Here is a 12,671-nt window from a genome sequence, read left to right on the forward strand (position 1 = left end):
AAGTGTCGATGGAAGCGTGGATGGAAGCGTGGAGGACGTGCGCTAACGCTTGCCACAATTCTTATTTGGCTTAAAATGACGTTTATTATTTTTTAACGCTGATCAGCGTGCTTATGGGGGCGATTGAGCCCCCTTTTCACTATAAAATGAGCAAATAAGGTGTCTGGTAAGCGTTAAATCCAGCATCGCCTTTTTTTTGCTCAAATAGCGTCGGTCACAAGCGTTAGAAGATCCAGATCCCGCGACATAGAGGAAAACCTGCGGGAAGTGGGCACAAGGAACAAGGAACAAGGAGCTTGGCACAAGCCACATGGCACAAGCCACATGGCATAAATCCACAAGCCGCAAGCCATAAAGACAAATCACAGGCGACGATTCAACAACGTACCACCTTAGCGATCCGGTTGGAGGAGGAGTAGGCGAATGATACAATGGCGAAAGACCCAGGTGGAACGCTGGGACGCCTGGACAGGGGAAACCAACCTCATAGCGGTGACCGTGGTTCCGGAGCTGGGCGGCAAGGCCGTTTCGCTCCGGAATCGCAAGACCGGGCGCGAGTGGCTCTGGCGGAGCGGCAAACTGCTGGGGAACCGTGGTTACGGCACGTCCTTCGGTGATGGCGATGAAAGCGGCTGGGACGAAATGTTCCCGGCCATTAACGCCGGCGTTTACCCGCACGAGCCCTGGCAAGGGCGGCCGATTCCCGATCACGGGGAGGTCTGGTCCCGGCCCTGGGAACACCGCGTCACAGATTCGGAGGCGTTGAGCTGCCGTATCAACGGCGAACAATTTCCATACGTCCTAGAGAAGACGTACACCTTTCCTGCCGAGGGCACGTTGCGCATCGATTACGCCGTAACGAACCGCTCGGAGTCGCCGTTCTCTTTCCTATGGGCGGCCCATCCGTTGCTGCAGGTACGAGAGGGCATGAAGCTCCACGTCCCGGCCGAATTGACGGAGATCGAGGTCTCCTATTCCGCGGGAGAACGGTTGGGCACCTTCGGCGACAAACATGCTTGGCCGCTGGCTCACGGCGCGGCCGGAGAGCCGATCGACCTGCGCACAGTGGAGCCCAATGCCGGCCGATTCGCGGAGAAATATTATTTCTCCGACCGGCTCAGCGCCGGCTTTGCCGGGATCAGCGATCCCGCGACCGGCGAGGCGCTGACGTTCCGCTTCCCGGCGGACCGTGTGCCGTACTTGGCCGTTTGGGCCAACTACGGCGGTTTCGGCGGCAACTACCAGCTCGCCCTGGAGCCGGCCACGGGCCGCATGGATGAACTCGCCCATGCCGTGCGCCAAGGCGAAGCCGCCACCGTTCCGGCCCGCGGCGTGTATCGCTGGCATCTGGACGTAAACATGCTATAAACTTTTGATACTTACCATCTATGACCCCAGGGGGAACCGATATGATCAAACGTCTATTCATGAACCAAAGCATCCGCGCCAAAATCGTCTGGAGCACCGTATTGATCTCGCTGGTCCCCTTGTTGGTTCTGTCTTACCTTTTTTACCAAAACAGTACCCGTTCCTTGGAGCAGGCGATGGTGCGCAGCTCGGACCAGAACGCCGAATATTTGTCCGATTATCTGGACGAGTATTTTCGCAGCTTCTCCACATCCGCCCTTCAGGTTTACGGCTTTAAGCGGGTCATCGACCTGATGGAATACGGCACCAATTACAACGACGCCGATATCATCGACGTCAGGGAATCGCTGGCCAGCTATTACCGTCTGGCGGTGAGCAACAACGCGGACATCATCAAAATCATGGTCTACGGGAGCGATCATACGCTGCGGGACAGCTGGACCCGTGCCGATAGCTACAACGCCATCGCGCTGGATCGGAGGATGCCGCATTACGGCGATGTCGCCGAGCTGCCGTTTCAACATTCCCTTATGTTTACGTATCAGGATCCCGCGATCAAGCAGGATCTTTTTGTCTATGCATTGCCGATTTACGATCCGTTTTACCGCAAGAAGTTCGGGACCTTATTGTTTTACGTCCTTGGCAAAGACTTCACGAAAAAAGTAGAGACCTATAACCGGGCGCCTAATGTGATTGTGCTGCAAAACGGTCAAGGAGAAACCTTCTACCGGACGAACGACAATTACAAAACAGAGATCAAGCCTTACCGGCTTCCTGACGAATTGAACGACAGCAACGAGCATACGCTGCAATTTACGGAGGGCCAGAAGCTCTTGGTCAGCAACTCGCCATTGGATCACGCCAATATCGGTCTGAATATCGTTTATCCCAGCACGGAACTTGCCCATAACCGGCAAATGACGCTGAGGATTACCCTCGGAGCGTTAGTCCTGGTTATGCTGGTGATCGCGGCGTTCTCCCTGCTGGCCCAGCAGTTCATCACGAGGCCGATCCAATATCTCGGAAAAGCGATGAAAGCCGTTCGTAAAGGCAACTTTGACGTGACCCTGCCGACGAACCGTTGGCAGGATGACCTGTCCGAACTCACCGGAAGCTTCAACTTCATGACCCGGACGATCCAGGAGCTGATTGAAAAAGAATACAAAATGCAGCTGCGCAACAAGGAAGCGCAGTTTATGGCCCTGCAGATGCAAATCAATCCGCATTTTCTATACAATACGCTGCAGACGATTGGCGGCAAAGCGGTGCTGGCTGGCGATTACGAAATCCATGAGATGTGCCGGGCCTTAGGCGATATGTTCCGCTACAGCTTTTACGAGGGGAACATGGAATCGACGATCGGGGCGGAGCTGGCGCACCTGAACAACTACTTGTATATCCAGCAGTTCCGATTCGAGGAATCACTTACAACCCGATTCGATGTGCAATCGGAGTTGATGGATGCCCGGATCATCCGTTTCGTACTTCAGCCGATCCTTGAAAATATCATGGTACACGCTTTGGGCAAAACGAGACGGAGCGTAGTACGGATTGAGGTGTTTGCGTTACGGGAGGACGACCATATCCGGATGTCGATTTCTGATGACGGACCCGGTATGGAACCGGACAAGCTAGAGGCTCTTCGGGCGGCTTTGGCTCATCCTTCTTCCAAGGTGTTCACGGGAGTATCTATCGGCCTTCGCAATGTTCACGAACGGATCCGGCTGTTTTATGGGACGCCTTATGGGCTTGAGATCGACAGCCGACCGGGGCAGGGAACGACGGTAAGTCTGACGATTCCTTACAGACAAGGGGAGACAGAGGATGTATAAAGTCATGGTCGTGGATGACGAGACGCTAGGACGAAAATCCATTCGAAAAATGATCAGCGAGCTATCGCTGGACGTCGAAGTGATCGCTGAAGCCCAGAACGGCGAAGAAGCGCTGGAACTGATCGAAATCGGCAAACCGCATATCGTGGTCACGGATATGAACATGCCGGTCATGGACGGACAACGCTTTTTGGAGGCGTTGCATGAACGATACGGCGATATTCGGGTCATCGTCATCAGCGGGTATTCGCAATTCGAGTATTTGAAGGCGGCGATCCGCTATCAGGCCTGCGAGTATTTGCTTAAGCCGGTGTCTGTCCCGGAGCTGCGCGAATCCATGGTTCAGGCGATGGAGGCGATCCGTCGATACATGAGCTTGCAGCAGCAACAGAGGGAAACGCGGGAAATGCGCCGGATGAAGCGAGGGGCTTTCCTGCAAAATGTAACGGCGCAGCGGATCGCCAATCGGGCAGATATCATGCAGCAAGCAAGGGAAATGCAAATGGACGCGAGTGAGTCCTACCGTCTCGTCGTGATTCGTTTCCGCCGCTTTTCCGAGGTGGCTCGTACCGGTTTTCACGGGAATGCCGAATTGTTAATGTTCAGTATCGATAATATCTTGCGTGAAATCCTTGGTGACGAGCGGATGCCTACTTTCATCTCGGACGACGGCATGGGTTGTTGCCTGATCGTCTCGGAAGACTCTCCCGAAGGTGAAGCCTTTGCAACGGCCGAAGAGGGAGGCACCCCCGGGTACAAATGGCTGGAAGCCCTTCACAAAGCCGTTCAGCGTACGCTGAAGCTTGAGGTGCTGGCCGGTGTTAGCGGTGTGTGCGATGGGTACGCGGAACTCCCCGAGGCGTATCGCGCCGCTGAACGTACCCTTCTTCATGAATGTCTGCATGGGTCGGGATTGACGGTGTCGCTGGCGAATCCATCGGAGCAACCGCGGAACACGGCGGCTTTGACTTCGTTTGATGCCTTGGCGATCCGTCAGGCATTTGCCTCCGGCTCCGCTACGGACTTCCGTAGACTGTTGGAGGATTACCGAACGCGAACCAACCGTTCCGTCGACATTACGATCGGACAGGTCCAGCGGGAGCTCATGATCATCCGGGAGGCGGCGGAGTCAGAAATGAAAGGCATCGCCGCGGCGCATCCTGCGCTGTACGAAACCGCCGCCGTCGCAGGGGTCACCGAACCCGGTGAGCTTCGCCGATTGCTCGCCGAATGGGCGGATGCCGCCGAGGAATACGGGGCGGGTCGGCGTGAAACGGATTCGGCGCAATTGATCGGACAACTCGTCGACTATCTGGATGCCCATTATTTCGAAGACGTTAGCTTGATTGATGCGGCTACCCGATTTCATTTGGATCCCAGTTACCTTAGCAAGCTGTTCAAGTCCGTCACTTCTGAGAACTTCATCGAATACGTGACGCGCAAACGGATCGAGAAGGCGTGTGAGCTGCTTCGTTCCTCCGAACGGAAGATCAGCGATATCTCCGAATTGGTGGGGTACGAAAACCAGCGTTATTTCAGTCAGGTGTTCAAAAAAAATACCGGGCAAACCCCCTCCGAATACCGCGATGCCCATGTGGACCAAACCGGAAACACAAAAAATTGAACATCGGACGCACAATTTATTTTATTCCGGCCGGGGCGGCGGACCGATACGATAAAGACAGGACGAAGGCGCGCCGAGCTAGGCAAAGAATGGCTCGATGCGAAGGCCGTTCGTACCGACTTTAACGACCTAGACGAGGGGGAAGCTCAATTGAAGAAGTGGATGTCTGTCAGCCTCTGCATCCTGATGTTAAGCGTTTTGCTAGCCGCTTGCGGCGGCGGGAACAATTCGGCAACGCCGGCCACGGATAACGGCGGCGGAAATACGAACACCGCCCAAGGTTCCGAGAACCAGACCGATTCCGGTGAGCCGGTGACCATCAAATTCATGCATTTCAAAAGCGATTTCACCGACCAGATTAACCAAATCGTGGAGCAGTTCGAAAGCCAAAATCCGAACATCAAGGTCGAAGTGCAACCGGTGAAATACGACGATTACTATACCCTGCTGAAGACGAAGCTGGCAGGCGGGGACATCATCGACGTGTTCACCCTGAACGCCGGCTTCAACACCCAGTTGTTTGCCGATGGCGGTTACCTGATGGACTTGACCGGCCAACCGTTCCTAAGCAACTTCGACGAGAATGTGGTGAAAGGCCAAGCAACCGACGGGAAAAATTACGTCATGCCGCTGAACGCCAACCCGATCGCCGTGTTCTACAACAAGAAAATTTTCCGCGACTTGGGCCTTGAGGTACCCAAAACCTGGGACGCAATGATCGCCGCCGCGGAGAAAATCAAAGCCGCCGGCAAAACGCCGTTCGCCTTGGGGTGGAAGGATGCCTGGACGCTGACCATGTGGGATACCCGCGATATGCCAAGCAATTCGGCGTTGATCGGCCAACCGGACTTCTTCGAGAAGATCGAAACCGGCGAAGCAAAATTCGCCGATAATCCGGCCGTAAAAACGACGATGGAACACGCGCTCAAGCTGTATGAGCTGGGTAACAAGGATCAGCTTGGCGTGGATTACAACGGAGCTGTCGATCTTTTCGCCAAAGGGGATGTCGGCATGATGTACATGGGCACTTGGCCGTTGCCGGACATCGAGAAGAAGAATCCGGAGCTTTACAACAATGACCTTGGCTACTTCCCGTACCCGTTCAGCAATGACGAGAATGCCAACAAGCTCGATTTCAATGCGGACGCTTCGCTGGCGATCGGCAGCAAGACGAAACATAAGGAAGCCGCTTTAAAATTCCTGGAGTTCATGAGCAGCAAGGAAGGTGGGGACGCCTGGGTCGAGAACATCAAATCGCTTAGCTACGTGAAGGGTACCTCGACGGATATCGCTCCGGCGCTCAAAGACCTGCAACCGTACTTCGATAACGCGCAAACTTACGACTCTCAGCTCTATCTGGCTAAAACGACAATCGATTGGCGCTCTCAGTTCGACCAAAACCTGCAAAGACTGTTCTTTAATAAAACGACCGTGGATCAAATCCTGGCCGATATGGACGACTGGGTGAGCAAAAATCACAAATAGAGCGAACTTGACGGAAGGCATGGGCAGGGGCCTGTGCCTTTCGCCGGTTTAGGAGAGGGTGAACCGATGGGAACTTTAAAACGCACGGCGAAAAATGAAATGTGGTACGTCTTGTTTATGCTACCGGGGATGGCTCTGTTCGTGCTGGCGGTCGTGATTCCGCTGGTGATGGGAGCCCGGTATTCGTTCACGAATTGGGACGGGGTTTCCGATTCTTTTGCTTCCGTAGGCTTCGATAATTACGTGCAGGCTTTTGGGGATCCGAGCTTTTGGGACGCCCTGTGGAACACGTTTAAATATGCCATTATTCTAACCATTCTGGTTAACGTGCTATCTCTGCTGCTGGCTTTGGTGTTGGACGCTTTCTTGCCTTTGCGCAACCTGTTTCGGACGGTCTTTTTCCTGCCGAGCGTCATCTCGATCGTGCTGGCGGGGTTCGTTTGGAGCTATAACTATAGCACGGGAATTCCGAACTTGCTGAGCCATCTCGGTCTCGAGGTATCCAGTCCGCTCGGCAATCCCGATTACGCGCTGTTCGGCTTAATCCTGATCGCTTTATGGCAAGGGGTCGGGTCGCCGATGATTATTTACATCGCCGGCCTGCAAGGCATTCCGGGCGAGTTGTTCGAAAGCTCCCGCATCGACGGGGCGGGAACTTGGAAGACGTTCCGGCACATCACGTTGCCGTTGCTTGCCCCTTCCGTTACGATCAACCTACTGCTCGTGCTCACCGGCTCGCTGAAGGTGTTCGATCTCGTTTACGTCACGACGAACGGCGGTCCCGGCTTTGCGACCGAGGTCATGTCCACCTATATCTACCGGACTTCGTTCGCCTCGTTTAAGGGAGGATACGGGATGGCGCTGTCCATGCTGTTCTTCCTCATTCTCGTCCTCGTGACGGTCGTTCAGATGTCCATTTCCAGAAGACGGGAGGTTGAGCTTTAATGAAAGCGAACAAAGCCATCACCTTCATCCTGTTTCTGGCACTGGCGGTCTTATTTCTCTTTCCGCTGTATGTAGCTCTGTTGATGTCGCTAAAAACAGCGAAACAAACGTTCGATAACTTCTACGCGCTGCCGTCCAGCCTTAACTTCGCCAACTACGTCCATGCCTGGGAGACTTCGAAATTCCCGCTGGCGATCATGAACAGCTTGATCGTCACGGTGGTCTCCGTCGTGCTGATCGTGCTGGTATCCGCTTTGGCTGGCTACTCCATTGCGAGAAGAAACAAGCCCTTTTACAACCTTATGTTCATGGTGTTTCTATCCGGCATGATGATTCCGTTTCAAGTCACCATGCTGCCGTTGTATAAACTCGGCAAAACGCTTCAGATGCTCGATACCCATTGGGGAATCATTCTGATTTACGGCGGGTTCGGCATCCAGACGGGCGTGTTGTTCTACGCCGCGTTCATCCGCCAAATCTCTCGCGAGATCGAGGAGGCAGCCAAAATTGACGGCTGCAGCACGCCGGGGATTTTTGCCCGAATCATCATCCCGTTGCTCAAACCGGTGACGGCGACAGTTGTCGTTCTGAACGCCTTATATATCTGGAATGACTTCCTGCTGCCGCTCTTGTATTTACAGGATAACCAATATCGTACGATCCCGTTGCAGCAGTATTTCTTCTTCGGACAATACAGCAGCGACCTGAACCTGGCATTTGCTTATGCCGTCATGGGCATGATTCCGGTTATTGCGTTCTTCCTGTTGATGCAGAAGTTCATCATCAAAGGCATTGCCGCCGGAGCGGTCAAAGGCTGAGGTTAGGGAGCAAGCGGGAAGGGGAGAGTGATCATATGCCGATTAACGTGTTGGAAGCATCAAAAATATTTGAACTACGCACGAAAAACTCGTCTTATTTATTTGGCGTCAACGAAAACGGGACGTTGCAACACCTCTACTGGGGCGAGCCGGTGGAGGCTGCGGAATGTGCCGATTTGCTTCGCCTCCGTCACCACAGCTCCTTTGATGCCGAGGTGAACCGGGAACGGGAGGAGTATGGAGGTTGGGGCGGTACCTTATATGCAGAGCCCTGCCTGAAGGTGAAATTCCAGAACGGCGTTCGCGATTTGCGGTTGCGATATGAAGGGTATGAAGTCGGGAGCCGCTTGGCGGCGGACGATTTGATTGTTCGGCTGCGCGATGAGTATTACCGTTTGCGGGTGGAGCTGCGCTACCGGGTTATCGAGAAATACGATCTGATCGAACGTTCGGTAACGATCGTCAATGAGGAGGACGTTCCCGTTCGAATCGATCAGGTCATGGCGGCGGCCTGGTCCGCCCCGGCCGAGCCTTCCGTCCGCCTGACGCATGTGACCGGCCGCTGGGCCGGTGAATATCAGCTCCGGCGGGCGCCGCTCACCGAAGGCAAGAAAGTGCTGGAATCGCGGCAGGGTTTCACCGGTGCGCATGCCAACCCTTGGTTTGCGCTGGATGACGGCAAAGCGGACGAGTTGTCCGGGAACGTCTGGTTCGGTGCGCTGGGTTGGAGCGGCAACTGGAAAATCGTCCTGGAGTCCTCCACCTTCGGCCAAGTCCGCGTCGTCGGCGGGGTCAACGACTTCGATGGGGCGTTTACTTTGGGACCGGGAGAGAGCTATACATCCCCCGTGTTTACGGGTGGTTTCGTCTCCGGCGGCTTCGGAGAGATGAGCCGGAAGTTGCACAACTATCAACGGGATTACGTGCTGCCCGGATCCCGGGAACGGAAAGTGTTGTACAACTCCTGGGAAGCGACGGAATTCGCGGTGAACGTCCGGGAGCAAATCGAGTTGGCCAAACAAGCGGCCCGGATCGGCGCGGAGCGGTTTGTCGTCGACGACGGTTGGTTTGGCGCGCGCCACAGCGACCGGGCCGGTCTCGGCGATTGGCAGGTGAATCCTCAGAAATTCCCGAATGGGCTGCAGGAGCTGATCGACGAGGTGAAACGGCTCGGCATGGACTTCGGATTATGGGTCGAACCCGAATCGGTCAATCCGGACAGCGAGTTGTATCGGAACCATCCCGATTGGGTGTATCAATTCCCCACGCGCGAAGGAACGCTGCTTCGCAATCAATTGATGCTGAACTTAGGCAAGCCGGAGGTCAAGGCGTTCGTGCTTGAGTTCATGACGGGGCTGCTCAGCACCTACGACATCGCCTTCATCAAATGGGACATGAACCGAACGATCACGGAGCCGGGGGCCATCCCGCTGCGCGAGCATGCGGAGGAATCGGTGTGGATCAAGCACGTCGATAGCTTGTACGAGATTTGGGCCGAGCTCCGGAGCCGTTTCCCGCGGGTGGAGTTCGAGACCTGTGCCGGGGGCGGCTCAAGGATCGATCTCGGCATGCTACGGTTTGCAGACCAGGCTTGGATCAGCGACAATACGGACGCCCGGGATCGGCTGACGATCCAGGAGGGCTTCTCGTACGCTTACAGCCCCTCCGTCATGATGTGCTGGGTAACGGAATCCCCGCATGGCCTGAACGGCCGGCGGCTACCGCTGTCGTTCCGCTTCCACAGCGCCATGCTAGGCGGGCTCGGCATCGGCGCGAACATCGCCCGCTGGTCGGAGGCGGAAATCGTCGAAGCCAACCGTTATGTGGCGCTGTACAAACAGGTGCGCCATTTGGTTGCCGAAGGCGACCTTTACCGGCTTGCCTCCTTCGCTGAAGGCGATGTGGCCGCGTGGCAGTATGTCTCGCGAGACCGGGACGAAGTCGCCGTGTTCGCTTTTCGGCAGGCGCAGTATTTCGGCGACACGGAGCTGCGGCTGCGCCTCCAAGGCTTAGAGCCGGATGGGCGGTACCGGGTAGAAGTACCAGAGGAAGACCTGACCGTGGAGGCGAACAACACCGCCGATCAGCGCGCGGCCGAATCTACCGGCATCACCACCGACTTGGCCGCAGACAACGTCCGGCACGGCTCCACCTTGATGCGCCTCGGCCTGCCGCTGACCTTGGCAGGCGATTACGCCAGCCGGTTTGTATACTTGCGGCGACACTCTGTGACCTAAATTACGTCCCTTGCCGTGGGCCATACGCTAGAATGAGGACGAAACGAATCCACATGGAGGTAGGATAGCGGATGGCCCATAACAAGGGGAGCAATCGTAACGGCAGCGGGAAACCGGTTCCGAACAACAAGACGGCGTACAACAGGACAACCCAAGGCAAGAAGAACGCCGGTAAGGGGACTGTAGGCAAATCTGCGGGCGGAAAAGGAACAGGCCGGGGGACTGCGAAATCCGGTCTGATTTTTGTGATCTCGTTGATATTGATCGGGGCCTTGGTAATCACCCTGGCGATCGTTTTTCTCAAAGATTCGGGTTCTTCCAGTTTGAAGGATCTCCCAAACTACACGGAAATCAAAGGCGACTACGCCGCCGAAGGCTTGAAGTATGAGAAGCAGCCGCATTTGGGAGAACCGAGCGCGAAGGTCAAGGTGATTGAATTCGCCGATTTTAAATGCCCGGCCTGCAAGAAGTGGGAAGAAACCTACATGCCTCAGCTTCAAAAAGACTTCATCGATACCGGCAAAATTGAGTTGTTCTTTACCAACTTTGCGTTCATTGACCGGGATTCGATCATGGCGGCCAGCGCGGGCGAGGCGGTTGCGGCGCAGAGCAACGAGAAGTTCTGGGAGTTCAAGAGCAAGTTATATGCGCATCAGGGCGATGAGACAAAAATTTGGGCGACACCCGAATTTTTGCTGGACTTCGTGAAGAAAAATATCAACGGTATAGATTACGACCGCTTCGCAAGCGATCTGAAAAGTCATGCCTACATGTTGCCGGTCAAAGAAGATTTCAAAACCGCCGGCTATTACGGAGTAAACGGAACGCCGCAGTTCATGGTCAACGGGGAATTGCTGCCGAGCTCCTCTTACGAGGAATTGGCGGCGGCGATCGAAGCGCAACTGGCGGAGGTTGGCGGGCAATAGGATCATTTCGCACGCTTTGCACGATTATCCCCTTTGATCAGATTGCCGAGAACTGGAGAAGAGCTCGACTCACTCCGGGTTCCTGGCCCTCCTGAATGAAAGGGATAATCGTGCAAAGGCAGCATAAGGGACATCAAGGCGCGCCGGAAATCGGCGCTGATGCACACAAGGTAGAAGTTAGCACCGGCCGACCGAGGACATCGGCCGGCCTTTTTCTTATGCCGCATATTTTTCGATCGTTGGACCGGATTTCTCATACTTGCTTTTCGGCAGGAATTCCGACATGTCGGCGTTCCGGAAAAAAACTTTGTTGGCGCCCCCCACAATTTTTGATAGGGCAACGTAATAAACAACAAACCCCAATTAACGACAATCATTGAGGAGGACACAACAACATGAAAAAAAGCTGGATGATCGCATTTTTCTGCGTGGTGGCATTAAGCTTGACGACCGGCACGGCGTCGGCGAAAGCGGAGCAAGGGAATAACGGCAAGGGAGCCGATAAGAAAACGGAGGCCGGCATCCAAGTGGATGCACAGCAAACGAAAGCTAACGGCAAGAAGGTAGAGAAGCAGTTGGAAGGGACGGTAGAGGAGCAGGCGACGGAGGAAACGCAAACCCCGGAGGGCGAAGAATCCACGGATACGCAAAAATCCGAAAAGCCGGGCCACAACGGCTACAAAGGTTTGTTGAAAGCGATCCAAAACGTCAAGGACAAGCCGTCGGGCGCGGTATTGGCCGATTTGCTCCTGACGAAATACGATACTAAACTCACGGATGAGATGAAGGCGGAGCTTACGCAAATCAAGGAAGATGCGGCGGCTTTATCCAAGGCGGCGGACCTGTTGGAGCAAGAAGGCAGCGTGACTGATGCTGTTTATTTGCAGGAGGAAGCGGTTTTGGCGGACTTCACGAACATCGAATCGTACAAGAAGCTCGGCAAACTCTATGAGAAGCTCGGGAAAAAAGGAGTTAAATTGTTCGTCAATGGTGAACAGCCTACAACAGACGTAGCTCCAATCGTACAGGATGGCAGCACGCTGGTCCCATTCCGGGCCATCTCCGAAGCCTTGCAGGCGGAAGTCGCCTACAACCCGGCGGACAAGTCGATCACGGTGACGAAGGACGGCGTAACGCTGAAGCTAATCATCAATAGCAAAACGGCTTACGTGAATGGCGAACAACAGACGCTGGACGCGCCGGCTACCGTCATTGACGGCAGCACGGTTGTTCCGGTCCGGTTCATCAGCGAGGCTTTTGAAGCGGTCGTGCAATGGGAGCCTAGCTCCCAATCGGTTGTCATCTATAATGAGAGCGCCGATCCGGCGGCAAGCAATGAAACCACGACCACAACCACCACGACAACGACTACTACAGAACAGCAACCCTAAATCGAAATAGGAAAAAGCGACCTTCCCAGGTCGCTTTTTTATTTG

General features: G+C 54.9%; 9 protein-coding genes. All 9 read left to right on the forward strand.

Going from position 1 to position 12,671, the window contains the following annotated elements:
- Nucleotides 1-423 precede the first annotated feature (423 nt).
- The 9 genes from MKZ15_RS02060 (at nt 424) to MKZ15_RS02100 (ending at nt 12,626) form a co-directional block, all read left to right on the forward strand.
- The gene (locus MKZ15_RS02060; RefSeq protein WP_339819451.1) at nt 424-1,368 is read left to right on the forward strand and encodes a hypothetical protein; all 945 of its coding nucleotides are present in this window, start codon (nt 424-426) and stop codon (nt 1,366-1,368) included.
- 41 nt (nt 1,369-1,409) lie between these two features.
- Nucleotides 1,410-3,200, forward strand: a complete 1,791-nt coding sequence (locus MKZ15_RS02065) for a sensor histidine kinase (RefSeq protein WP_339819453.1) — start codon at nt 1,410-1,412, stop codon at nt 3,198-3,200.
- On the forward strand, nt 3,193-4,824 hold the full coding sequence (locus MKZ15_RS02070) for a response regulator (protein WP_339819455.1): 1,632 nt from the start codon (nt 3,193-3,195) through the stop codon (nt 4,822-4,824). Before MKZ15_RS02065 ends, MKZ15_RS02070 begins: the two co-directional genes overlap by 8 nt.
- A gap of 150 nt (nt 4,825-4,974) precedes the next feature.
- Nucleotides 4,975-6,309 carry a sugar ABC transporter substrate-binding protein gene (locus MKZ15_RS02075; RefSeq protein WP_339819456.1) on the forward strand — a complete coding sequence of 445 codons (1,335 nt, stop codon included), beginning with the start codon at nt 4,975-4,977 and terminating at the stop codon, nt 6,307-6,309.
- Between the two features lie 66 nt (nt 6,310-6,375).
- On the forward strand, nt 6,376-7,254 hold the full coding sequence (locus MKZ15_RS02080) for a sugar ABC transporter permease (protein ID WP_339819458.1): 879 nt from the start codon (nt 6,376-6,378) through the stop codon (nt 7,252-7,254).
- A complete protein-coding gene (locus MKZ15_RS02085; RefSeq protein WP_239483558.1) occupies nt 7,254-8,072 on the forward strand; it encodes a carbohydrate ABC transporter permease in 819 nt (272 codons plus the stop codon). The genes MKZ15_RS02080 and MKZ15_RS02085 overlap by 1 nt, the downstream gene beginning before the upstream one ends.
- A gap of 35 nt (nt 8,073-8,107) precedes the next feature.
- Nucleotides 8,108-10,309, forward strand: a complete 2,202-nt coding sequence (locus MKZ15_RS02090) for an alpha-galactosidase (RefSeq protein WP_339819461.1) — start codon at nt 8,108-8,110, stop codon at nt 10,307-10,309.
- Between the two features lie 71 nt (nt 10,310-10,380).
- Nucleotides 10,381-11,235, forward strand: coding sequence for a thioredoxin domain-containing protein (locus tag MKZ15_RS02095; RefSeq protein WP_213623165.1), 855 nt, complete (start codon nt 10,381-10,383; stop codon nt 11,233-11,235).
- Nucleotides 11,236-11,630: 395 nt separating this feature from the next.
- Nucleotides 11,631-12,626: a copper amine oxidase N-terminal domain-containing protein gene (locus MKZ15_RS02100; RefSeq protein WP_339819464.1), complete on the forward strand. Its 996-nt coding sequence runs from the start codon at nt 11,631-11,633 to the stop codon at nt 12,624-12,626.
- The last annotated feature ends 45 nt before the right edge of the window (nt 12,627-12,671 follow it).

Origin of the sequence: Paenibacillus sp. FSL R7-0216 (assembly GCF_037969915.1) — a bacterium.
In the GTDB taxonomy this organism is placed as follows: Bacteria; Bacillota; Bacilli; order Paenibacillales; family Paenibacillaceae; genus Fontibacillus; species Fontibacillus rhizolycopersici.